The 19,574-nt window shown below is 68.2% G+C and carries 30 protein-coding genes; 11 read left to right on the forward strand and 19 right to left on the reverse strand.

Going from position 1 to position 19,574, the window contains the following annotated elements; translation table 11 throughout:
* Positions 1 to 78 precede the first annotated feature (78 nt).
* From D0Z67_RS29440 to D0Z67_RS29470, 7 genes are all read right to left on the reverse strand, one after another.
* The gene (locus tag D0Z67_RS29440; RefSeq protein ID WP_031182995.1) at positions 79 to 513 is read right to left on the reverse strand and encodes a hypothetical protein; all 435 of its coding nucleotides are present in this window, start codon (positions 511 to 513) and stop codon (positions 79 to 81) included.
* Complete coding sequence (locus tag D0Z67_RS29445) at positions 510 to 908, reverse strand: DUF6221 family protein (protein WP_031182996.1); 399 nt, start codon at positions 906 to 908, stop codon at positions 510 to 512. Before D0Z67_RS29445 ends, D0Z67_RS29440 begins: the two co-directional genes overlap by 4 nt.
* A gap of 343 nt (positions 909 to 1,251) precedes the next feature.
* On the reverse strand, positions 1,252 to 1,686 hold the full coding sequence (locus D0Z67_RS29450; RefSeq protein WP_031182997.1) for a hypothetical protein: 435 nt from the start codon (positions 1,684 to 1,686) through the stop codon (positions 1,252 to 1,254).
* Positions 1,683 to 2,414 (reverse strand): WhiB family transcriptional regulator, encoded by a 732-nt coding sequence (locus D0Z67_RS29455; protein WP_051888002.1) that lies wholly within the window; start codon positions 2,412 to 2,414, stop codon positions 1,683 to 1,685. Before D0Z67_RS29455 ends, D0Z67_RS29450 begins: the two co-directional genes overlap by 4 nt.
* Before the next feature lie 425 nt (positions 2,415 to 2,839).
* Positions 2,840 to 4,438 carry a DNA cytosine methyltransferase gene (locus D0Z67_RS29460; RefSeq protein ID WP_051888003.1) on the reverse strand — a complete coding sequence of 533 codons (1,599 nt, stop codon included), beginning with the start codon at positions 4,436 to 4,438 and terminating at the stop codon, positions 2,840 to 2,842.
* Positions 4,438 to 5,355: a Rad52/Rad22 family DNA repair protein gene (locus D0Z67_RS29465; protein WP_051888005.1), complete on the reverse strand. Its 918-nt coding sequence runs from the start codon at positions 5,353 to 5,355 to the stop codon at positions 4,438 to 4,440. The genes D0Z67_RS29460 and D0Z67_RS29465 overlap by 1 nt, the downstream gene beginning before the upstream one ends.
* A gap of 86 nt (positions 5,356 to 5,441) precedes the next feature.
* Positions 5,442 to 6,245, reverse strand: coding sequence for a hypothetical protein (locus D0Z67_RS29470; RefSeq protein ID WP_031183001.1), 804 nt, complete (start codon positions 6,243 to 6,245; stop codon positions 5,442 to 5,444).
* Positions 6,246 to 6,469: 224 nt separating this feature from the next.
* On the opposite strand from D0Z67_RS29470, the gene D0Z67_RS29475 reads away from it, so the two are divergent.
* The 5 genes from D0Z67_RS29475 to D0Z67_RS29990 all read left to right on the forward strand — a co-directional run bounded on the left by D0Z67_RS29475 (position 6,470) and on the right by D0Z67_RS29990 (position 9,253).
* The gene (locus D0Z67_RS29475) at positions 6,470 to 6,808 is read left to right on the forward strand and encodes a hypothetical protein (protein WP_031183002.1); all 339 of its coding nucleotides are present in this window, start codon (positions 6,470 to 6,472) and stop codon (positions 6,806 to 6,808) included.
* 61 nt (positions 6,809 to 6,869) lie between these two features.
* The gene (locus D0Z67_RS29480; RefSeq protein ID WP_107059631.1) at positions 6,870 to 7,322 is read left to right on the forward strand and encodes an XF1762 family protein; all 453 of its coding nucleotides are present in this window, start codon (positions 6,870 to 6,872) and stop codon (positions 7,320 to 7,322) included.
* A gap of 400 nt (positions 7,323 to 7,722) precedes the next feature.
* The gene (locus D0Z67_RS29485; RefSeq protein ID WP_031183003.1) at positions 7,723 to 8,580 is read left to right on the forward strand and encodes a hypothetical protein; all 858 of its coding nucleotides are present in this window, start codon (positions 7,723 to 7,725) and stop codon (positions 8,578 to 8,580) included.
* 33 nt (positions 8,581 to 8,613) lie between these two features.
* Positions 8,614 to 8,862, forward strand: coding sequence for a hypothetical protein (locus D0Z67_RS29490; protein ID WP_031183004.1), 249 nt, complete (start codon positions 8,614 to 8,616; stop codon positions 8,860 to 8,862).
* 64 nt (positions 8,863 to 8,926) lie between these two features.
* Positions 8,927 to 9,253 (forward strand): hypothetical protein, encoded by a 327-nt coding sequence (locus D0Z67_RS29990; protein ID WP_051888009.1) that lies wholly within the window; start codon positions 8,927 to 8,929, stop codon positions 9,251 to 9,253.
* An 8-nt stretch (positions 9,254 to 9,261) separates the two neighbouring features.
* On the opposite strand, the gene D0Z67_RS29500 is transcribed toward D0Z67_RS29990, so the two are convergent.
* From D0Z67_RS29500 to D0Z67_RS29515, 4 genes are read right to left on the reverse strand one after another with little or no spacing between them, the layout of a single operon-like run.
* On the reverse strand, positions 9,262 to 9,894 hold the full coding sequence (locus tag D0Z67_RS29500) for a hypothetical protein (protein ID WP_131589746.1): 633 nt from the start codon (positions 9,892 to 9,894) through the stop codon (positions 9,262 to 9,264).
* A 14-nt stretch (positions 9,895 to 9,908) separates the two neighbouring features.
* On the reverse strand, positions 9,909 to 10,943 hold the full coding sequence (locus tag D0Z67_RS29505) for a site-specific integrase (protein WP_031183007.1): 1,035 nt from the start codon (positions 10,941 to 10,943) through the stop codon (positions 9,909 to 9,911).
* Complete coding sequence (locus D0Z67_RS29510; RefSeq protein WP_031183008.1) at positions 10,940 to 11,212, reverse strand: hypothetical protein; 273 nt, start codon at positions 11,210 to 11,212, stop codon at positions 10,940 to 10,942. Before D0Z67_RS29510 ends, D0Z67_RS29505 begins: the two co-directional genes overlap by 4 nt.
* Positions 11,209 to 11,565 carry a DUF6221 family protein gene (locus D0Z67_RS29515; RefSeq protein ID WP_051888011.1) on the reverse strand — a complete coding sequence of 119 codons (357 nt, stop codon included), beginning with the start codon at positions 11,563 to 11,565 and terminating at the stop codon, positions 11,209 to 11,211. Before D0Z67_RS29515 ends, D0Z67_RS29510 begins: the two co-directional genes overlap by 4 nt.
* A gap of 187 nt (positions 11,566 to 11,752) precedes the next feature.
* Here D0Z67_RS29515 and D0Z67_RS29520 point away from each other — a divergent pair, with 187 nt between their 5' ends.
* From D0Z67_RS29520 to D0Z67_RS29535, 6 genes are read left to right on the forward strand one after another with little or no spacing between them, the layout of a single operon-like run.
* Positions 11,753 to 12,190, forward strand: a complete 438-nt coding sequence (locus D0Z67_RS29520; protein WP_031183010.1) for a hypothetical protein — start codon at positions 11,753 to 11,755, stop codon at positions 12,188 to 12,190.
* Between the two features lie 11 nt (positions 12,191 to 12,201).
* Positions 12,202 to 12,396, forward strand: coding sequence for a hypothetical protein (locus tag D0Z67_RS29525; RefSeq protein WP_031183011.1), 195 nt, complete (start codon positions 12,202 to 12,204; stop codon positions 12,394 to 12,396).
* A gap of 37 nt (positions 12,397 to 12,433) precedes the next feature.
* Positions 12,434 to 12,565, forward strand: coding sequence for a hypothetical protein (locus D0Z67_RS30470; RefSeq protein WP_267974116.1), 132 nt, complete (start codon positions 12,434 to 12,436; stop codon positions 12,563 to 12,565).
* Positions 12,566 to 12,576: 11 nt separating this feature from the next.
* The gene (locus D0Z67_RS29870; protein ID WP_158713904.1) at positions 12,577 to 12,753 is read left to right on the forward strand and encodes a hypothetical protein; all 177 of its coding nucleotides are present in this window, start codon (positions 12,577 to 12,579) and stop codon (positions 12,751 to 12,753) included.
* 10 nt (positions 12,754 to 12,763) lie between these two features.
* On the forward strand, positions 12,764 to 13,192 hold the full coding sequence (locus D0Z67_RS29530; RefSeq protein WP_031183012.1) for a hypothetical protein: 429 nt from the start codon (positions 12,764 to 12,766) through the stop codon (positions 13,190 to 13,192).
* A gap of 11 nt (positions 13,193 to 13,203) precedes the next feature.
* The gene (locus D0Z67_RS29535) at positions 13,204 to 13,467 is read left to right on the forward strand and encodes a hypothetical protein (protein WP_031183013.1); all 264 of its coding nucleotides are present in this window, start codon (positions 13,204 to 13,206) and stop codon (positions 13,465 to 13,467) included.
* Positions 13,468 to 13,531: 64 nt separating this feature from the next.
* Here D0Z67_RS29535 and dcd read toward each other — a convergent pair whose 3' ends face one another.
* The 8 genes from dcd to D0Z67_RS29875 all read right to left on the reverse strand — a co-directional run.
* On the reverse strand, positions 13,532 to 14,113 hold the full coding sequence (gene dcd / locus D0Z67_RS29540; protein WP_031183014.1) for a dCTP deaminase: 582 nt from the start codon (positions 14,111 to 14,113) through the stop codon (positions 13,532 to 13,534).
* Between the two features lie 568 nt (positions 14,114 to 14,681).
* A complete protein-coding gene (locus D0Z67_RS29545) occupies positions 14,682 to 15,302 on the reverse strand; it encodes a collagen-like domain-containing protein (RefSeq protein ID WP_131589747.1) in 621 nt (206 codons plus the stop codon).
* 59 nt (positions 15,303 to 15,361) lie between these two features.
* The gene (locus D0Z67_RS29550; protein ID WP_031183016.1) at positions 15,362 to 15,709 is read right to left on the reverse strand and encodes a hypothetical protein; all 348 of its coding nucleotides are present in this window, start codon (positions 15,707 to 15,709) and stop codon (positions 15,362 to 15,364) included.
* A gap of 17 nt (positions 15,710 to 15,726) precedes the next feature.
* Positions 15,727 to 16,086, reverse strand: a complete 360-nt coding sequence (locus D0Z67_RS29555; RefSeq protein WP_031183017.1) for a hypothetical protein — start codon at positions 16,084 to 16,086, stop codon at positions 15,727 to 15,729.
* A gap of 32 nt (positions 16,087 to 16,118) precedes the next feature.
* Positions 16,119 to 17,282, reverse strand: coding sequence for a peptidoglycan-binding protein (locus D0Z67_RS29560; RefSeq protein WP_338058819.1), 1,164 nt, complete (start codon positions 17,280 to 17,282; stop codon positions 16,119 to 16,121).
* On the reverse strand, positions 17,279 to 18,103 hold the full coding sequence (locus tag D0Z67_RS29565) for a C1 family peptidase (protein WP_031183019.1): 825 nt from the start codon (positions 18,101 to 18,103) through the stop codon (positions 17,279 to 17,281). Before D0Z67_RS29565 ends, D0Z67_RS29560 begins: the two co-directional genes overlap by 4 nt.
* A 144-nt stretch (positions 18,104 to 18,247) precedes the next feature.
* Positions 18,248 to 18,577, reverse strand: a complete 330-nt coding sequence (locus D0Z67_RS29570; protein WP_031183020.1) for a hypothetical protein — start codon at positions 18,575 to 18,577, stop codon at positions 18,248 to 18,250.
* A partial coding sequence (locus tag D0Z67_RS29875) for a hypothetical protein (protein ID WP_207391740.1) occupies positions 18,574 to 19,574 on the reverse strand: 1,001 nt, incomplete at its 5' end. The genes D0Z67_RS29570 and D0Z67_RS29875, both read right to left, overlap by 4 nt.

Consider the following 19,574-nt stretch of genomic DNA (forward strand, 5'->3'; position numbering starts at 1 on the left):
ACGGTGCGCCAACACCAGCGGCCAGCGGTTGAGGGTGAAGCCCCCGCCAAGGGGCTCAGGAACCTCCCGCAGGAAGCACTACGTCACTCGATCTCCCTCAATGGGTGGGGTCTGCCCCTGCGTCGACGCGAGGGAAGTCTCGAAGTGCCTCAGCCAAACGCTCTTGGCATCGAATCCGGCACTGCTGGCCAACCAAGCGCCGCACGAGCAGGAGACGGTCACGCCTTGGCCGCCGGGGTTGTCGGTCTGCGGCAGGTGCTCAGCGACGGCGTCCGGATGCGCAGGGCACAGGTGCAGCCAGAAGCGTCCGACGGTCCGCACGCCGTCTGCGCTCATGGCATGCAGACGAGCCCGGCCGGACTTCACTGAAGGCAGGGGGCCGTAAGCCTGGTGCGCGATGCTGGAGACTTTCGTCCAGTCAGAGGGGGCCTCGTTGGTGTCGGAGAGAACCGACGTTGCGCACTGGACTTCGTCGCACCGGAAACGGTAGGTACGCAGCACCTCGACGCTCATCGCTCGCCTCCCGTCCAGCCATAGCCCTGAGCGATGAACTGAACGGCGGGGCAGATCTCGTGGTCGTAGAAGTCGACGCGCTGATCGAAGTCTCCGTCGTCGTCCCACACCGGGCAGGAGTGCGCCCGGCCGCCGTGAAGCCCCAGCAGCTTCCGGTCGGCGGCGCAGCGACGCAGAACCGATGCAGGGTCGGCGGCAGCGATGTGAACGATCGAACGCGCCCGATCCTCGCGGGACTTGGCCACCAAGGCGTTCTTCTGATCCCGCACGCCGTAGACGAACGGGTCCTCCCGCCACTCACCACCAGCTTCAGCAGCAGCATCGCTGGCCACCCGCTCGCGCTCACGGATAGCGGACTCAAGCCAGGCGAGGACGGCCTCGCCCTGGGCGGTCATGCGACTGCGGGGGTAGAAGTGACAGGGCCCGTGTGCGTCGGCGGTGTGATCTTCACGCCAGATACGCGGAAACTTCGGGCTGCCCTGCCTACGTGGTCGGGACCACGGGTACGCTTGGCCATTGTCGGCACCTTCGGTTGAGTGTGGTGTCGGCCCGGCCCCGCTCCTGATGTTTGCCGCATCAGGGTTACAGCGGGGCCGTTCCTTATTGTCTTGTGGCGTCGGACTGCATCTGACTGCATGTCTGGCGCAGGCACCAGCCTACCCGTTGACCCCGCCATCTGTCTCCGGTCCTTCCCCTTGTGTCTCTCATGCGACTTGTCACACCGTTCGTGACGGTGTATCAGCGTCCGCGCTCCGACTCGCCGTCCGCCGGATGACGCCCCTCCACCGGAGCCACCAACCGCCGCGACCTGGCCGACAACCCGCCCATCGCGTTGAACCCCACCTCCTCGAACACGCCCTGCACCCGCGCCATCTCATCCGCGAACAGACGCGGCGCCGACGACAACCTCCCGGCATAGAAGCCCACCGCCAACGCCCGATCCCACACCGCTTGAATCAGCGCCGGGTCCTGGTCAGCCCATATATCCACCGCGAGCTTGTCCGGGCGTCCCGCCGTCGCCAGCTCCGCATGCGCCAACAGACCCGCCAGGAACTCCCCCGACGACATCGCCCGCCCCGCCAGCACCGCATCCCGGCACATCACCTCGAACCCCGCCTCCTCCCCGCCATCCACGGCGGCGTCCACGGGCGTGGGGGTGTGGTTCTCGGTCATGCGGCAGCTCCCAGGTTGGAGGGGATCAGAGACTCGAACGACAACTGGCCCGGCAACACCGGAACCTGACCGGGCATGACCCGGACCTGCGGACGGCGCGGCCGGCTGGTCGGGGTGCGGCGCGGCCGCGGGACCGGCAGCACAGCCACCGGCGGGACCTTCGTCGGCGGCGGCACCGCAGGCACCGTGCCGTCATCCGCCACCACAACCACCCCCTCCAGCAGCCCCCGCTCACGCGCCACCGCCAGAGCCCGCATCCGTGTCACGTCCTTCGGCAACCCCAGCAACCGGACAAGCTGCGACCGCTGCCAATTCGCCGTCCGCACATCCACCCCGCCCGCAGGGCCCTCCCCCCACACCGCCAGCAACCGAGACGCCTCCCTCGCCACCTGGAACGGCTCCCACACCACGGCCAGCGCCGCCAACACAGCCCGCTTCTGCGCCGTCCCGAACGCCGCCCTCGGCGCCGCCACCGTGGCGACCCGCCGCTTCACCAACGCCCGATGCCGCTCCAACGACCGCCGGCCACCCCACACCCCATCCGGCTCCGCCAACTTCCCGTCCACCGTCACCGACGAGGCATACGCATCGCACTGCACCATCACCGGACACGCCACACACACCGCGATAGCCGCAGCCTCACGCTCCAGACGCTCCCGCTGCCCCTCCGCCTCAAAAGCGTCCGGCCCGTGATGCGCCCCCACCGGCAGCCGCGTGTCGCCAGCCATCCGCGACGGGTCATCCACATCCGGAGCACACCCCCGATACCGGAACCACCGGTGCTCCAGCCACCTCCGCCGCAATTCCTCACTACTCAACGCTGCTGCACTCACCGGGAGCCTCCCTCCGACACCGACACCGGCCCACACGACCCACACCCACACGCACGCCCCGCCACCACCCGCTCCAGACGGCGCCGAAACACCTCCACATCCCGCACCAGACACCCCTCCACCAGCCCGTGAGACGCCCGCTCCCGCACCAACACCCGCCGAAGACGCCGCCTCTCACGACACCCCCACACCGCCACCCACACAGCCGCCACACCCACCACGACGGCCCGAACGCGAACCGCCACCGCGGCCACCTCCTCCACTCGGGAAACACAAAGGCCGGACCCGCACACCGCGAGCCCGGCCACCACCAGAGCTGATCACGCAGCAGCCACGAACCCGCTGCTCTCCGACCGGCTTATCTCCTCACCCGTGATCGCCTCCACCAGCGCGCACACCAGGACCTCGGCGGCGTTCGGCGTGACGGCGTTGCCGTACTGCCGGACCTTTTCCCGCTTGTTACCGAGGACTATGTAGTCATCGGCGAAGCTCATGGCCCGCCCGATCTCGTGAGGCTCGAGCATCCGGAACAGAACGTCGTCGATGTCGACCTCCCCCCGCACCAGCGCATACCGGTCGCGGGTGGTGAGCGCGCCGATCGGCTCGTTGACGGACCGCGGGGCGCCGGTGCCGTAGTACGGGATCAGCATGTTCTCAGAGGCACCGGCCGGGGCGACGAGCCCGTGATGGTTACCGGACGCCGTCACAGTGGCGAGGGACTCGCCCACCGACCGGGCGACAGAGCCGCCGCCGCGGAGCTCCGCGATGAACGGCAGCCACGCCAACCCCGTCTCGTTCCGGGTCGTCATCGTGCGCAGCGGCCCGTGCGCCGAAGCAGCATCCTTCCCATCCCGGCCCTCCACCGGGACCAGGAGCGGCGGCACCATCAGCGCATCGTTCTCGCGGGTGGTACGGGCAGGCATCGGCTCCCCGACACTGACCGCCGCGTCCCGCCAGGTACCGCCGGCCGGAACCATCATCGGGACCGGGCGGGCGAACTTCTTCAACCCGGCCTCGATCCGCCTGAGGGTCTTCTCCGCAAGCGGCTTGGCACGGTCACCGATGCGCTGACCGGGGATCGACCAGTCGATCGCTGCGGCGGCCGGGAGAGCCTCCGGCTCGACGACCTGGTTCCGGCACGAAGTGTTCGGACACCGGTAGACGTACTGCTGCCGGTAGCGGCCCATGTCCCGCTTGGGGTCCTTGAACATCTGCATGGCCTGCACCCACGTGTCGCAGCCGGAGCACCAGGCGCGCGGCCGCAGCCACTTGTCCCAGTCGGGGGTACGACCCAGCGACTCGTGCCAGTAGCCGACGTACAGGCGGTCGCGGGATTGTGGCGCCCGGTGCACGGACCGCGGGTTGGCGTGCATCGAGTTCAGGGCGATGATCCGGGTGCGGTATCCGAGCTTGTGGATCTCACCGATCCAGCGATCCCACTGGTCCCAGGCGCGGACGTCGACGACGTTCTCGACGATCCCGGCCTTGACCAGGCCGCCCCGCTCGATCACGCCGCGCAGATACAGCGGCACCTCCTCCATCAGCGCACGGGACTCCTCCTCCGCGGTCGGCTGCTCCTCCTCGTCGTCGAGGCCGGCGAGGAGGTCGAGGAGGCTGCCCTGCATGGCGTTCTGGAAGTCCCGCTTCTTCCCCTTGGCCACCGACCAGTTGGTGCACTCCGGGGACGCCCAGAAGATGTCGGTGACGGGCCAGTCCCACACCGGCGCCTTACGGATGTCGCCCTGGTAGTGACTGGTCTCCGGGAAGTTCTCAGCGTGCGACTCAATCGCAAGCCGCCAATGGTTCGCCGCTCGCGCCACCCGGACGCCAGGCACAGCGTGGACGCCCTGCGAGGACCCGCCAGCACCACAGAACCAGTCCATGACCGTGAGCGCGTTGTCATCGTTGCGGTAACCCATCAGGCCGCCCCCCGTTCCCCGTTGTCCTGCGCCTGCTGCCCGAGCCGACTGATCTGGTTGTTCAGCAACTCCCGGAACGTCACCACCGACTGGTCCCTCAGCGTCACCTCCGCCTCGGCGACACCGTGCTTCTCCGCGTCCAGGACGATCTGACCCAGCGCATCCGAGTTCCCCCAGCACGACGACGCCTGACCCTGCAGCCGCGCCAGATGATCGACCCCGTCAGCATGGGCGGCCTGCGCCGGCGGCTCCTCCACATCCACGGAAGGCGCCTGCGGTTCCGGCTTCACCGGCGGGTCCACCGGCACCGGCTCCGGCGCGGCCTGCCGCTGCCACTCACTCGGCGGATGAGCCGCAGAGAACTGCACCACCGCGTCACGAGAACCGTCGTTGTACAACGACAGCCCGAACTGGTCACCCAAGTTCGTCGCACAGCGCTTCACCGCCTGCGAGAGGCTCGTCTTCATCGCCATGTCGTGGGCATCGCCCACCGACGGCTGGTTCACCGCGTCCCCGGCAGCCCCGTCCTCCCAGTGGGAGATCTCCCGCCCGCTGGTGTCGTAGATGGTCAGCCGGACCTGGGCGCGGTAGACGACCGTCCAGGCCGTGAACGGGTCGCCGTAGTACTCGCCCTGCTTGTTCTTCCGCCGGAAGCCCTCCTGCCCGTGGTTGTGCACCAGGTCCAGAGAGAGCGTCTCGATGGAGAAGCCACCGAAGCCGAAGATGCGGATGAGCTGGCGCCGGACGTCCCAGGCTTCGAGGTGAGCCAGCCCGCGAAGGTTCTGGACCCGGTTCGGGTTGATGCCACCGTGCAGCAGGCGGAGCTGCGGGGCAGTCAGCCGGGCGACCTGATTTTGGGTGTGCGAGGTGGGGCCCTCCGCCATCGTGCCAGCGGGGGCCTCAATGGCCTGAGCCATGAGGGATCTCCTATGAGGTTGTACTCAACGAAGAGGTGGCGGCCGGCCCGGCCACATCACAGGCCAGCCCACACCCCGGAATCGACTTAGTCGGGCATCCCGAACTGGTTGATCAACACCTGCCGCAGGATCGTGCCGGGGAAGACGCGAGCACCCAGCTCCTTCGACAGCTCAGGCGCGAGCTCATGCAACGCGGTGCGCTGCGAGTCCTCCACCCGAACCGGAAGGGTGTTCCACCCGGTATCAGCCCACGTGTGCTTCGGGAACCGAACCGGCTTCGGCATCGACCACGAGCCATCCAGCAACTCGCTGATCCCCTTAGCCGCAGCCTGCTCCAGCGAAACACCCGAAGACTCGGAAGCAGACCGGAAGTGCGCGATCACAGGCTCCGGCAAGTACAGCTTCATATCGAGGCCGGTACCCCTGTCCACCCCCAGCTCGCTGCACGCGTACGCCATGATGATGCCGCCCTCACTGATCCGACGGCCCTCCTGGTCCGACAGACGCGGCAACTCGGCCTGGAGACGCCCCCGGAGCTCGGCGTTGACGTCCACCGACAGCACCGCCCGCTTCAGACCGGTGCCCTTCAGGCGCCGCTGCCCCGTCTTCGGGGGAAGCCACTCACCGGACAGGACCTTCTCGTACGCCTCCTCAGCCACGATCCGAATCGACGTCTCGAACTCGTCGAGCGCGTCCTGCAACGCCGCCTTCAGTTCGTCATCCGTGGAAACGCTCAGAGGGGAGGTGGCAGCCGGGTCGGCAGTCTGCTTCAGCTTGTTCCATCCGCCAGGGGCCAGCAGCGTCTCAATGGCCTGAGCCCACTCGTGATGGCCTTCCTGCCTCAGATGCCGGGCGCCGGCGGCCGCACTCGAACGGAGGGAGCCTGCCATGGGGCGGGGTCCTTTCTTCGGGCGCCCGTTTGGCGGGTGGCCAGGCGGGCGCGTGGGGGAGTTTGCCACGCCAGTGTCCTCCAGTCTGCATTGCGACGCCATGCCTAGATTGCATGGTGGTCGGGGCGGCGCCCCAACACCACAGACAATACCGTTCTAGGCATTGCTTGGCAATGCGTATCTCGGTATGGTGGGCACACACCGCACCACAAGGGGGAGCCACCATGAACGCCAGCAGCCGCCAGGCCCGCCACACCATCCGCACCCGGACCCGCACCCAGCGCGCCGCCTCCCGCATCAACCGCCGCGGCAACGGCTCCCTCACCACCCACTGCCTCGCCGCTGGCCTCACCCCCAAGGAAGCCCGCACCGTCGCCAGCTCCCTCCGGAAGAACGCCGCCAAGGCCGGCGTGGTCGGCACCACCGGCATCGCCTACACCAAGGGCCGCGCCCGCCAGTGCACCCGCTACACCCCCGCCCAGGTCGCCGCCCTCGCCGTCGTCTACCGCCCCCGCAAGGCCGCCTACGTCCAGGCCGCCGCCCGTCTCGCCCTCGCCGCCTGACCGGAGGCAACGATCCCGGCCAGCAAGGGCATCGTGGGCACCAGCCGCATAGGAGGACGCCGTGAGTCTTCACCTCGTACCCGTCCGTTTCCAGGACGCCGCAGCCTTCGTCGCCATGTGGCACCGGCACAACGCCCCTCCCATCGGCTGCAAGTTCTGCATAGGCGTGGCCGACGAAGACGGAGTTCTGCGCGGTGTTGCCATAGTCGGTCGGCCCGTAGCCCGCCACTTCGACAACGGCCAGACCCTCGAGGTCACCCGCACCGCCACCGACGGCACCGCGAACGCCAACTCGATGCTCTACGGCGCCGCATGGCGGGCAGCCCGAGCGCTCGGCTACACCCGGCTGATTACATACACACAGGCTGCCGAGACGGGCGCCAGTCTCCGTGCAGCTGGATGGCATGTCATCGCCCACCGACCCGCCCGCCCCGGCTGGAACGTCCCTTCGCGCCCCCGAAAGCTCAACGGCACCGAGCACATGCCGCGCAGTCTTTGGGAAGCCACTGCCTGACCCTGGACACGGAGAAGGCCACCAGCCCGATGGGGGTTGGTGGCCTGAGGTGTGGGTGTTGCGTAGGCGCAGCATACAAAACCAGTTCACCACCTGGCTAGCCCGGCGCCCGAAGCCCGCCCAACTCCCGCCCGGCGCGCGGCCAAGGGGAGCGGAGGGAACACCGCGGCGGATCGGCCGTAGCGTGATCCGTGCAGCCTCCAAGAGGCACCCGCACCCCCAACCCAACCCCCCACCTGCACTTTCAGTAAAACCTCAGAAGCCCCCACCCCCAGCAGCCCGTCGTGGTGTACGGCCGGACCACCCCCGCCCCTCGCCCCCGCGACATCCCCTAGTGGGTGGTGAGCTGAGGTTTTACCGAAAGTATTGATCTTGAGTCGGGGGCGGGCACAATACCCCCATGGAACCGCTCACACTCCTGAACCACTGGCTCGACACCGCACCCCTGCGCTCGTCCAGCCGCATCGAGTACGAGCGTGAAATCACCCGCTGGCTCACCTGGTGCGCCGCACAGCACCCCCCGATCAACCCCTTCGACATCAGCATCGAAGACATCGCCGCCTGGTGCGCCGGCTACCTCACCGACCAACTCGACGGCCGTCCCTTCAACGGACCCGACGCCCTCACCCACATCGCACAGCACCACCCCGCCGCAGCCCTCACCCACGACCGGCGCATCACCGCCCTCACCCAATGGCACGAAGCCGCCAAACAGCACGGCGCGATCCGCCTCGTCCCCGACCTGACCATGCTGCGCTCCGGCCTCGACCGCGACGCCAACCCCCCACGCCGCCTCACCCCACCCGAACGCGCCATGCTCTTCTACTGCATCGGAATGTGGGGCCCCGACCACGCCCGCCACTACCGACGCGACCGGCTCGTCGCCTTCCTCCTCCTCGAGGGCTTGCGCCCCGCCGAGGTCACCCGTGTCGACATCCGCCACCTCTACGACGTCCAGGACGGCACCTGGGAAGTCCGCGCCCCCGACTACGAGTACGAGGCCGTCGGTAAGAAACACGTCCTGGAGTCGCTGACCGTGGCCGCGTTGAAGGCGTACCTGCCGCACCGTATCCGGCCCGCCGAAGGCGTCCACGCCCTCATCCTCGGCCAGGGCGGCCGCCCCATCACCACCGACTACCCGAACAAGCTGGTCCGGCAGATCGTCTCCACCGAGCCCTCCCTCGCCCAACGCCAGCCCCCCGTCACCGCCGACACCATCGCGCACACGGGATTCTGGGACACGCCGGTCGGCGGATAGCATGCCCGCACCCGCCGACGAGAAGGACCCGTTGTGCCCGAGGACGACCTCACCCCCACAGAGCAGCCCGCACCGCCTACAGCCGCGGACAAGGACCTGCAAAGAGAGGCTGTCAGGTTCGGGATGATCCTCGTCGGAGCGATCGTCGGCACCGCACTGTGGTTGCCCAGGGAGTACAGCCAAAGAGCGTTCCGACTGATCGACGTGTTCAAGCGAGACCCGAAGCTGGCACCCGAGTACGACGACGGGGACGAGGACGACCTGCCTTCCATCGAGCGCTGAACACACCCCAAGTAACCCGCCAGTACCCGCATCTGCCCGCCCACACGGGGAGGAGGATGCGGGCATGACCTGCGAAGACACCAACCCCCGGCGCATCACCTGGGAAGTCCAACTCTACGAGCCCGTCAGCCGTGTCTGGATGTGCGAAGCATACGGACGAGCCACCACCACCGCGGCGCCCGCCGACATCGCCCACGCCGTCCTGGCCGGCTACCTCGCCCACCACCCACCCCGCAGCACCGACACCTACCGGGCCCTCGCACGCCCCGACCACGGACCGGCCGCGATCGTGAGAGCCGACCAGCTCGAGGACGACGGCTGGACAGCAGGACCAGACGTCCGCCAAGCCCTCCCCGTCTACCTACGCGAGGCGCTGGCGGCGGGCACCTAGCAGCGGGATCAGGCTGCCTTGCGTGCTGGTCGGCGGGCTCTCGCCTGCATGTGCTCCACGTTGATGAGTAGCCCAATGCGGTCGGAGTGGTACGGCCAGCGCGCGACGCCACCTTCCATGTGCAGGTGCATGTAGGTTCGGCTCGGCTTCGAGGTCCCCACCTCAAGGGGTACTCCGCCAGGCTCGACTAGCAGGCCCATGTTCACAGGAGATGTTCCGCAGTCGGTGATGAGGCCCAGACTGGACGACCTGTTCATGCTGATGTCAGTCTTCCAGGAGAGCCACCCATCGCAGTCGGCGCCGTTCTGTTCCATGTCCAGCTCCGGACAGAACAGCGGGTGGGTGCCTCGCAGTTTGGCGGCGTTGCCGACACGGTCGGCGTCCGGGCCGGGCATGGCGTTCACGGAGATCTCTACGCGGGCGTACAAGCCGGCCATGAGCCCCGTGTGAACCTTGAGGAAGGCTGCCACCTGCTCCAGAGGCCAGTAGGCGGGATCGTGCTGGGTCTGTCCGATCTGGGCCACGTACTGCTCGTCGAAGTCCCGTGCCTTGAAGCGGTTTCGCCAGTCCGCGAGGACAGCCGCTGCGCCAGGGTGGGTCAGGATCTCGTCCAACATCGATTCGGCGATCTCTTCGTGCATGGTGCGTGCGCTGCTCACAGGCCGATTCCAATCAGTGCGTTGTCGTTCTCGTCCCACTGGTCAACGATCTGCATGTAGCCGTCCAAGACCTTCGAGCCGTCCGCGTGCCCAGTCACCGCAGCGATGGCCTTCCGGTCCTTCCCCGCCCGGCGGGCCTCCGTGGCCATGCCAGACCGCACTGAGTGGCCGGTGAACAGCTCCTCGAAGCCGGCGCGCAGCCCGGCCGCCGTGATGAGGTCGCCGGCGCGCTGCGGGGAGAGGCCCTGGGGTTGGACGGCACCGGTGTGGTGGATACACCGGAACGCGTGCCGGTCGGGGTCGGTGATGCGGGCGGCGGCGGCCCACGTCTTCCAGGCCCGGACGGGGCAGGTGTCGGGGTTGGTGCCGTAGGGGACGGCGACGGTGCGGGGTTCGGTCTTGGAGACGCGGACGTCGACCAGGAGGCCGTTGTCGTCGTCGCGGATGTTGCGGAGGCGGAGTCCGGCGAGTTCGGCGCGGCGGGCGGCGATGGCGAAGCCGAGGAGGATCATGGCGCGGTCGCGGAGGCCGAAGATGTCGGTGTCGCACTTGGAGACGATGACCCGCAGGTCGACCAACCGCATCGCGGGTGCCTTGCCGCGGCCGCGCCTGGGTTCCTCGGCGGCTTCGGCCTGCTTGCGGTAGTCCTTCAGCAACTCGCGGGCGGCGCGGGTGGCGTCGGGGTCGACGAGGATGCTGTACGGCGGCCGCCGGAGGGTGACGACGACGCCGGCGAGCTTGCGGTCGATGGTGGCGTAGGCGCGTTTCTCGCGGTTCCAGAGGTAGTCGACGAAGGCGCGGAGGGTGCCGCGGGTGGCGGCGGTGGTGGGGATCTGGAGTTGGGTGCAGAAGGTTTCCCAGGTGCGCCAGTCGCTGGCGTAGGAGCGGGTGGTGTTGTCGGGGCGTTGTCCGGCGGCGTGTTGGTCGCTGGCGGCGTCGAGGGTGGCGAGGCGGGCGCGGAGTTCGGCGCTGTACTGGTCGGGTAGGAGCGGCGGTTCGGCCTGTCTGGCAGGCAGGCGCTCAGCGCTCATGACTTCCAGTCCAGTTGCTCGCCCTTGCGGATGTACTTGCCGCTGCGGTGGTCGAAGATGAGCGCCTTGCCTTGCTGTACGCCGATGCTCTTTCGGACAGGCATCCCCCATAGTCGGCAACCTTCGAGCCCCTCGGCGTCCTCAGGGTTCAGGAAGACCTCCAGCTTGTCGGAGTTGGTGATGGTGAGGGCCCACGCCTGTGTGTCGTGAATCTCCGTCCCCAGGGATGACGTCATGAGCCGTTCGAGGGCGGTTCTCCAGTCGCTCACGGCCGCCAGCTCTCCTTGTAGTCCGGGTGGTCGGAGTACGCCAGGCCCATCTGCTGGGCCACGAACAAGAGGGCATCCACGAACGGGCGTGGCTGGCCGTGCACTGCGAGGTCCAGTTCGTCCAGGACCGCGATCTTGGCGTCTGATTCACGGAGAACGCGCGCGGGATCGTGGCGGGCGATGTGCTCAGCGTTGTCCCCGTCGCTGGGGTCGGTCCGCCACTCCGGTCCGGTGCACTCTGCGGCGACATCCTTGTCCTCAGCAATGCGCTTGCGGAGGAAGGTGGTGAGGTCGTCGACGGCGGGCGGCCCGGAGGCGGCGATGATGCGGTTCGTCAGTTCGGCTTCGTGCATGCCTCATTCTACGATTTTGAGGCTTGATATGTGAGCTTATCGTGCCCCAGTAGCGCGCCTCCCTGACTAACGGGCCATCAACTCCGTTTAGCAGACCGTCAATAGACCGCTGACAAACGAGCCCGGCTGCGCTACGCTCATCTCGTTAGCCCGGCGTTCATCCGGGTTCATCGCAACGGGAGGCATCTTGAAGATCACGGTCACCATCGACCAACCCACCGGAGACTTCCAGGACCGACTCCTGGCCCTCCTCGCCGAACACGCCGCCAACGTCGAGATCGACACCTCCTGGACCGTGCCGCGCGCGGAGAACTACTTCACCCGTCTGCCGCCCCGCGCGCAGCGCATCGTCCGCCAGGCCGTCGCCCGAGGCGGGTACGTGGCAGCAGACGACCTCCGCGACTCGCCCGAGGCCAGCCTTCGCGGACACAGCGGGGCACTGACTCGCGCTCTACGCAGCGGGGCCATGGGAGGCGACTGGCCCGACGGGATGCCACTGCCGGTCTTGGCTCAAGGCCCCGGCTTCGGGAAAGTCGTCGGCTACCGAGTGCCCGACGAACTCCTGGACGTGTTCCGTACCGCTGTCACCAACATCGACGGGCAGCCGCCCACCACTGAGAAGTGAGGACACCGACCATGGACATGCAGGAGATCAACGAGCGCGTCGCCCAGATTGCCGCATCTGGGGACGATGAGGAGCAGCACGGCATGGAGGACTCGCTGTACGAGGACGTGCTGAAGGCGATTGCCGAGGGAGCACCGAACGCGTCCGAACTGGCCGCCGCTGCGCTCAAGACGAAGGACATGGACTTCAGCCGCTGGTACGCGTGACTGCCTTCAAGAACACCGAGAAGTGAGGACAGCGACCATGGCCGGCATCTACGACGACGGCGCCACCTACGGCCCCGACCCGAGCGCCACCATCCCGACCGACACGCCCGCTGACCCGATCTACGACGACGGGGACGTGTACGGCGCCGACCGCACCACCGAGAAGTGAGGACACCGACCATGGCACTTGCCGTCCCACGCGGGGTCTGCACCGTCTGCGAACGCTCGTACCAGTTGAAGGCCGACGGCACCGTGCGCGCCCACTGGGCTCGCTCCGCCGACGGCACCGCCGCGCCAGGCTTGAAGGACTGCGCTGGTACCGGACAGCCACCTGCCGACCACGCCACCGAGAAGTGAGGACACCAGCATGAGCGCAGCTGCCATCTACGCCGACGCCGCCACCTACGAGCGCAAGGCCCGCGAACTCCTCAACACCCTGAACCCGACCATGCCGTGGGAGCAGCGCTTCCAGATCGAGGACCAGGCCGAGGAACTGCGTGAGGACGCCCGCAGTATCCGCACCCGCGTCGAGAATAGCGTCGAGCACATCCGGAACTACTACGGGTTGAACCTCCGTGTCGGGTTGGAGGTGAAGCACGAGGGCCGGGCGGGTCGGATCGTCGGGTTCGCGGGCCAGTACGTGGCAGTGCACCTGGACGGGGACGAGACTTACGTCGTCTGCCATGCCACGGCGGAGATGGAGTACCCCGAGGGCGTGCAGGTCGGGCCGGGCCCCGACGAGCGGTTCGCCCACCTCGTTCAGGTACCCGCCGCCGACCGCAACAACGAGAAGTAGGGACACCGATCGTGGGGCATCAGATCATCAAGCAGCCGGATGGCCGTCTCGCTGTCTTCTCCAGCGTCGTTGACGCCTTCGTCGTCATGGACGCAACGCCCGAGGAACTGGTCGAGTGGTACGCCCAGGAAGCTGCTCAGGATGCGCGTGATCGGACACAGCGTCTCCTGGACAAGCTCCACTCCGAAGGCGCTCAGTTCGTGTACGGCCGTCGGGCACTGACGTGGGAAGAAGCCTCACGGATGAGCGAGGAACACGGAGGGGATCTCCACTGATCCGGTGTGTATGACGGTGCCCCGCCTGAGGTGAATTCAGGCGGGGCACCGGTGCGTCCGCACCCTACCCAGGCAGGACGGTGCGGTGGAAGTTCTGCCACGACCGGGATGCGGTCGGCCCCCTCTGCCCCTGATACCGGGAGCCGCGCACCGCGCTCCCGTACGGATGCTCAGCCGGGCCACTCATCTGCGTCACCGCCAACTGGCCCACCTTCATCCCCGGCCACAACTTGATCGGCAGGCGGGCCAGGTTCGCCAGCTCCAGCGTGATGTGACCCTCGAACCCCGGATCGATGAACCCCGCCGTCGAATGCGTCACCAACCCAAGCCGCCCCAACGAGCTCTTGCCCTCCAGCCGGGCAGCCAGATCATCCGGCAACGACACCCACTCCAACGTCGCCGCCAACACGAACTCCCCCGGATGCAGCACAAACGGCTCCCCCGCCGCAGGCACCACCAGCCGCGTAAGGTCCGGCTGCGACCGCGATGGGTCGATGCATGAGTAGCGGTGGGAGTCGAACACCCGGAACTCGCCGCCCAGACGGACATCCAACGACGCCGGCTGAAGCATCCCCTCCTCGTACGGGGAGACACCCAGCCGGCCAGTCGTTATCGCGGCATGCAGATCACGGTCACACAGCAGCATTCCCGCAGCCTAGGCGCGAATGCTGCCGCCCTTCCCCTGGCTGTCCCGCCACGCATTCAGGACGCCCGCGCAGCCCTCACACAAGGGGCTGCCACCCGGCCCGTAGCGGACGGTAGGAGCCTGGCAGCCGGTACACGGGCCAACCTGAGACGGGGAAGGGGCGGGAGCACTAACGGGACTGGTCACATCCCCATCGTACGTACCAGCCCCGCAGCCACGGCGGCCGCCTCGCAGCACCATCCATGCACTAGCTGGCGCTCGGAGTAGGCGTCGGAACCTCCGAACAGATCCGGTCCGCAGCCTGCCGCATCTGCGCAGTGATATCCGCCGCCCTGTCATTACGGAGAATCGCCCACAGTGCGCACGTCAACTGCTGCTGATCCGTACGCTGCGCCAGCCCAGCCGTCTGCCCGGACCGCAGAGTAGTCAGACGGTCCTGGGCTCGGGAGTTCTGCCACATGAGGACTGCGGCGAGGACCATGACCAGGGACAGGACGGCCGCGATGACCGGGGTGGTGTCGTGTCGTACCCGGTGAGGTGTTCCAGAGATGGCCATGGGGGCCTCCTTTCAGCGGGTGATCAGCCCCAGCAGGCTGGGCAGCAATGGGGTGTCGCTCGGTGCCGGGGATGCCGAGCCGGTGGGTTCGGCATCGCTGCCGGCGCTACTGGAGGTGGTGCGACGGCATACGAGGGTGTCAGGGTCGTTCGGATCGGGTTGGAGGCTGTAGCCGTCCGGGCAGGTCTGACCGTCCTTGCCGTCCCGGCCGTCGGCGCCGTCCTTGCCGGGCTTGCCATCCGAGCCGTTCTGCCCGGACTGGCCGGCCGCGCCAGACGGCCCCGGAGAACCCGCGGCGCCGGGCAGGCCAGGGACTCCGCTCGCGCCCGGAATACCGCTCGTTCCGGGCGGTCCTGGTGACCCCACCGACCCTGGGGAACCTTGCGGGCCGGGCACCGTGGACGACGGACCGGGAGAGCCACTATCTCCGGTGTCACCCTTGTCGCCTTTCTGGCCGGGCAGTCCGTCACCGTCCCGGCCCGGCTTTCCCGACGGGCCGACGACAGGGGTGGCGCCGAGGTCACGGACCTGCTGGGCAAGTAAGTCCCGCTGCCGGTTCGCGTCGTGCAGGGACGCCGACAGATCCTGCATCGTCACCACGATCCAGCCGAGCACCACCACCAGCAGTGCCATCCCCACCAGCCACAGCAGATCGGTGCGACGCCTACGCCTGCGTGACACCGCCGACTCCCTCATCCGCTCGACCCCCTACTGGCCAGATAGACCTGCAACAGAAGAAGCAGGAGGGGGACGACCAGTGCGGTCAGGATGAGCCGCTTGTCCCCGGCCCGCCGGTTCTCGGCTTCGCGCTGTTCTTGTTGGCGCCGCTCTGCCTCTCGGGCGCGTTCTTCTTCGATGGCACCGACGCGCATCATGAGTGCTTGGTGTCGGTCGTCCTGCGCCTGCTGTTGCAGGGCGAGAAGGCTGGCGTCGACCTTGGTGTCCAGGCGCCCCGCGAGGGTGCGCATGTCTTCCTTGAGGTCGTCGAATCCGGCGTCCAGGCGACGAGCCAGCTCTCCGTTGGTCGGCTCGTCGCCCATGGCAGCGGCTCCTAAGTTCAGGCGTCCTGCCGCGCGACGGCGGCGGCCGGGACCGGAGCGATGACCTGGGTGCGGTCCCACATGCCGATGACGACGGTCACCGCGGCCATGACGACGGCCTGCTGGTCCGCGGACCAGTCCAGGCCGAAGCCGAGCGCGAGGGCCAGCGCGGACTGGGCGAACCCGATGAGGGCGGCGCCGAGGCCGTCGCTGGCCAGGAGGGCGATGAGAACGCCCATCCCGGCTGCGGCGACGGCGTTGATGGATGCCTGCTGCTCGGCGGACACGTCCAGGCCGAACGCGGCGAGCAGCTTCACGGCGACGGCGATGACGCTCAGCCATGCGGCCGGTTCGCGGCCGAAGAGTCTGGTGGACACGGTTTCTCCCGATGGATGGGTGTTGGGTGGGTTCAGACCTTGGGAACGCGGAGCTTGTCCCAGGACGCCTTGCCGGGGATGCCGTCGGCCGCGGTGCCGGTGTAGCCGAGCTTGCGCTGCCAGGCGGCGTAGGAGTCGCGGTCGACGGTGGTCCAGTTCGGTCCCGGCCCGGACCGGTACTTGCCGCAGCCGACGGCTACCAGGCGGCGCCCCATCGCGGTGATGATCGGGCTGTGACGGCCGCCGTGGAAGAACCCAGCGCCGGGGAACGGCTCGTACTGCAAGGCGGACGGGGACGGCTTCGACGGGGCCGGCGCAGTCGACGGCTGGCCGGGCACGATGTCCGTGTTGATGGCGCCAGGGTCCCAGTGGGTCTGACCGGGGACCTGGCCGTGGGCGAAGTGGCCGCCCTTGGACTGCCACGTGCTGCGGTTCCGGGGGGTCTTGGCGACCGCTGCGGCGGTGGCGAGCGGCTTGCCCGCGGGCCAGGTGTCGGCGATGCCGTGGGCGCGCATCGCTGCCAGCAGCTTGCGGAAGTTCGGCTTGCCCGCCGGGTCGAATCCGTTCGTCCACGGGGAGGCGGCACGGCCGAGGACCTCGACCTGGATGCACACCTTGCCTTCGCGGTTGGTGCGGCGGGAGCCGTCGTTCTGCAGCGCCCGTGCGGACTGGGTGAGCGGCCCGAACTGGCCGAGCTTGTCAGAGATGGGGTCGTAGATGACCTGAGGTTCGGAGGCGACCCGGATCAGGTAGAGGGCGACCGAGTTGAAGTAGGCGTCGCCGGCCGGGGACTCGGTGGTGTGCCAGACCGCGCGGGGCGGGTTGCCGGGGTAGTCCATGGCGCCGCCGATGGACTGGTCACCGAACTTGACGACTCCGTCGATGTAGGCGGGCCCGGACGACAGGGTGCGCGGCTCGTCGGCGGTCTTGGCGCGCTTGGGTTCCGGGTCGGGCTGGTGGACGCGGTACTCGGTGGCCCCGTCGGGCACGTACACGTCCAGGTCACCGTCGTCGCGGAGCACCATGAACGCGCCCTCGACGTGGGGGTGGTCCCGTACGAAGCGGGGGGAGGTGTCGAGCGCGGCGATGGCCCGGACCTCGTCCACGTGCTCCTGCGTGCAGGTGCCGTGGTAGGTGGTGGTGACCTGCCCGGAGTCGGCGTCCAGGTGGTCGATGGCGACGTGGAAGGCGGTCATCGGGAGGCGTCCAATCGAGGCTGTACGACGTCGATGTCGTGGCGGAGGGCCTGGTAGAGGGCGAGTGACATACGAAAGTCGCCGTGGTCGGCCCAGGAGGAGGACCAGGAGTTCCGTATGCGGAGCACGGTGCGTGCGTAGTCGAGGTCGCCGTCGGGTCGGTAGGTGACGTGCTCGAGCGCGGTCACGCACACTTCGTGGCCGCCGGCGATGGGCGAGTCCTGCCAGTTGGGAAGGTCGTCCAGCAGGGCATGCTTGCCGGGCGGGGTGAAGAACTCCTCGTACCAGGGCATGCCGATCAGGAGGGGCCCGGTCTGGAGGTCGCGGCAGAGTTCCTCGGCGGTGGTGGCGTGCCCGTACTGGTCGATAAGGCCGCGGCCGCGCAACGCTTTGGCGACGCCGAGGCCGGAGGAGCCGCAGTCCTGGTCGGGCCAGGCCGAGTCGTGCCACTGGTCGCGGTGGGTGGCGTCGCTGTAGAGGCCGATAGCCCACGATTCGGCGGCGGCCGGGTCGGTGACGTCCAGGCCGGCGGCCGCCAGCTCGTCGGCGGTGTGAAGGATGGAGATGAGGGCCGTGGCCGCGTTGGCGGTGCAGGACCCGAGGGCGTCCACGTCGCCGACACCTTCGACCAGGGTGGAGGTGCGGATGCCCTGGGCGAGGAGGTCCTGCTGGTTGAGGACGGGAACCTTGGGTGCCCATTCCACGGGGTGGATGGGTTCGCCGGTGTAGCGGCGCCGGTAGGCGAGGCTGCGGGGGTCCAGGACGAGGTGCCTGCCGAGGGCAGGGGTGACCTCGTATTCGTGAATGGTCAGGTCGGGCACAGGCCCGTACTCCTGGATCTCCCCGCGCCCAGGTTTGATGGTGGCGGACCACTAGGTGTGGTCGTCCCTCGGGGGCGGATCTGCGGGCGGAGGGTCGCCCGTTGATCTCAGGCTACGGCCTGCGGGGTGGGGTGTTCCCCCTGCTCATTCCTCGATGGGCTGGGGGTCGAGTTTCTGCGCGGTGAGGATGGTGCAGTCTTTGCCGCAGCAGCCGTCGGCGGCGCAGACGACGCGGATGAACTTCAGTTGCCCGTTGTTGGAGTAGAACATGGGGGCTGCCTTGACGATGTTCTGCTGGGAGCAGCCGGGGGTGAGGCAGGCGAAGGTGATGGAGTACCAGGTCTGCGGTTCCCAGGTGATGGGGTCTGGTGCGGGCGGCGGGGGCGGCGGCGGGTCGGCGGGCGGCGGCCAGGCCGGCTCGGTCACGTCGGTGGTGCTGTCGGTGATATCGGGGTCGCTGCTGTCTTCGGTCATGAGCCGATCACCATCCAGTTGATGTTGGTTGCGCTGGTGTTCTCACGGTTGACCCAGACGACCATGCTGGTCGCTGAGACGCTGGAGACGGCGACGCCGGTAACGCCGGCGGCGCCGACGGGTGCGCGGACGCCGGGCACTGTGGAGTTGGCGGTGGCGTAGCCGCGCCAGGTGGTTCCGGGGACCGTCGGGAAGGTGACGGTCATGCTGGTGGGGGTGCTGGCTGCGGACGGGGTGATGCTGACGGTGCCGGTGGCGATGCTGGCGGCGTTCAGGAGCCCGGTGACGGTGGTGTTGCCGTCCTTGTCGACGGTGAACTTGTCGCTGCCGTTGATGCCTGCCCGCAGCAGCGGACCGGTGTGGCCGGTGGACGCGCTGGCGTAGAGAACGGCGCTGCTGCTGGCGGGGGCGGCGACCTGCATGCGGGCGTTGTCGACGTGGACGTAGTTGGCTTCGGCGGTGACCTGGGTGTTCTTGCTGGTGTCAGTCGTGTTTTGGATACCGATGAGTGCGAACGTTTCACTGAGGGAGAGACGGCCGCCGATACGGGTGGTGTTGGGGTCGCTGTTGCGGAGGCGTTCGATGGAGGCGAAGTCTTTGGCGAGGATGGTCCGCCAGGTCATGTCGGTGAATCCGTTGCCGGCGAAGGGGCCGCATGCCTGCTCCAGGGATGCCTCGCCGGTGGTGGGCTCTGCTACTTGGACGTAGGCGTAGTTGGTGATCCCTGCGTTGTACAGCTTGATCTGCGGGTAGGTGGTGTTCGGGTTGAGCCAGATCACGGCGCCGTTGGTGCCCTGAACGAGGAGTCCGCGGGCGGAGAGTTCGTTGATGGCGGTGCCGGCGCTGTTGTAGACGAGGAACTTGTTGACGCCGCCTTCGTTGAGGGCGATGCGTTCACCGCTGGCTGCGGTACGGATGAGACCACCAGTGATAGTGGTTCCGTTGATGGAGCCTCCATTAATGATCTTTCCGGTAAGGGCGTCAACAGCCAAGGCTG

It is taken from the genome of Streptomyces seoulensis (genome assembly GCF_004328625.1).
Taxonomy (GTDB): domain Bacteria; phylum Actinomycetota; class Actinomycetes; order Streptomycetales; family Streptomycetaceae; genus Streptomyces; species Streptomyces seoulensis.

Bases quoted from the DNA above. Each gene is read 5' to 3' on its own strand.
- D0Z67_RS29500 (WP_131589746.1), bottom strand. From the start codon at position 9,894: ATGCACGAAGAGATCGCCGAATCGATGTTGGACGAGATCCTGACCCAC.
- D0Z67_RS30470 (WP_267974116.1), top strand. From the start codon at position 12,434: ATGGCCGGCATCTACGACGACGGCGCCACCTACGGCCCCGACCCGAGC.
- D0Z67_RS29525 (WP_031183011.1), top strand. From the start codon at position 12,202: ATGGACATGCAGGAGATCAACGAGCGCGTCGCCCAGATTGCCGCATCT.
- D0Z67_RS29990 (WP_051888009.1), top strand. From the start codon at position 8,927: ATGACCTGCGAAGACACCAACCCCCGGCGCATCACCTGGGAAGTCCAA.
- D0Z67_RS29485 (WP_031183003.1), top strand. From the start codon at position 7,723: ATGGAACCGCTCACACTCCTGAACCACTGGCTCGACACCGCACCCCTG.
- D0Z67_RS29505 (WP_031183007.1), bottom strand. From the start codon at position 10,943: ATGAGCGCTGAGCGCCTGCCTGCCAGACAGGCCGAACCGCCGCTCCTA.
- D0Z67_RS29545 (WP_131589747.1), bottom strand. From the start codon at position 15,302: ATGGCACTGCTGGTGGTGGTGCTCGGCTGGATCGTGGTGACGATGCAG.
- D0Z67_RS29465 (WP_051888005.1), bottom strand. From the start codon at position 5,355: ATGGCTCAGGCCATTGAGGCCCCCGCTGGCACGATGGCGGAGGGCCCC.
- D0Z67_RS29440 (WP_031182995.1), bottom strand. From the start codon at position 513: ATGAGCGTCGAGGTGCTGCGTACCTACCGTTTCCGGTGCGACGAAGTC.
- D0Z67_RS29530 (WP_031183012.1), top strand. From the start codon at position 12,764: ATGAGCGCAGCTGCCATCTACGCCGACGCCGCCACCTACGAGCGCAAG.
- D0Z67_RS29450 (WP_031182997.1), bottom strand. From the start codon at position 1,686: ATGACCGAGAACCACACCCCCACGCCCGTGGACGCCGCCGTGGATGGC.
- D0Z67_RS29515 (WP_051888011.1), bottom strand. From the start codon at position 11,565: ATGCACGAAGCCGAACTGACGAACCGCATCATCGCCGCCTCCGGGCCG.
- D0Z67_RS29475 (WP_031183002.1), top strand. From the start codon at position 6,470: ATGAACGCCAGCAGCCGCCAGGCCCGCCACACCATCCGCACCCGGACC.
- D0Z67_RS29870 (WP_158713904.1), top strand. From the start codon at position 12,577: ATGGCACTTGCCGTCCCACGCGGGGTCTGCACCGTCTGCGAACGCTCG.
- D0Z67_RS29570 (WP_031183020.1), bottom strand. From the start codon at position 18,577: ATGACCGAAGACAGCAGCGACCCCGATATCACCGACAGCACCACCGAC.
- D0Z67_RS29550 (WP_031183016.1), bottom strand. From the start codon at position 15,709: ATGGGCGACGAGCCGACCAACGGAGAGCTGGCTCGTCGCCTGGACGCC.
- D0Z67_RS29470 (WP_031183001.1), bottom strand. From the start codon at position 6,245: ATGGCAGGCTCCCTCCGTTCGAGTGCGGCCGCCGGCGCCCGGCATCTG.
- D0Z67_RS29460 (WP_051888003.1), bottom strand. From the start codon at position 4,438: ATGGGTTACCGCAACGATGACAACGCGCTCACGGTCATGGACTGGTTC.
- dcd (WP_031183014.1), bottom strand. From the start codon at position 14,113: ATGCTGCTGTGTGACCGTGATCTGCATGCCGCGATAACGACTGGCCGG.
- D0Z67_RS29445 (WP_031182996.1), bottom strand. From the start codon at position 908: ATGACCGCCCAGGGCGAGGCCGTCCTCGCCTGGCTTGAGTCCGCTATC.
- D0Z67_RS29455 (WP_051888002.1), bottom strand. From the start codon at position 2,414: ATGGCTGGCGACACGCGGCTGCCGGTGGGGGCGCATCACGGGCCGGAC.
- D0Z67_RS29560 (WP_338058819.1), bottom strand. From the start codon at position 17,282: ATGACCGCCTTCCACGTCGCCATCGACCACCTGGACGCCGACTCCGGG.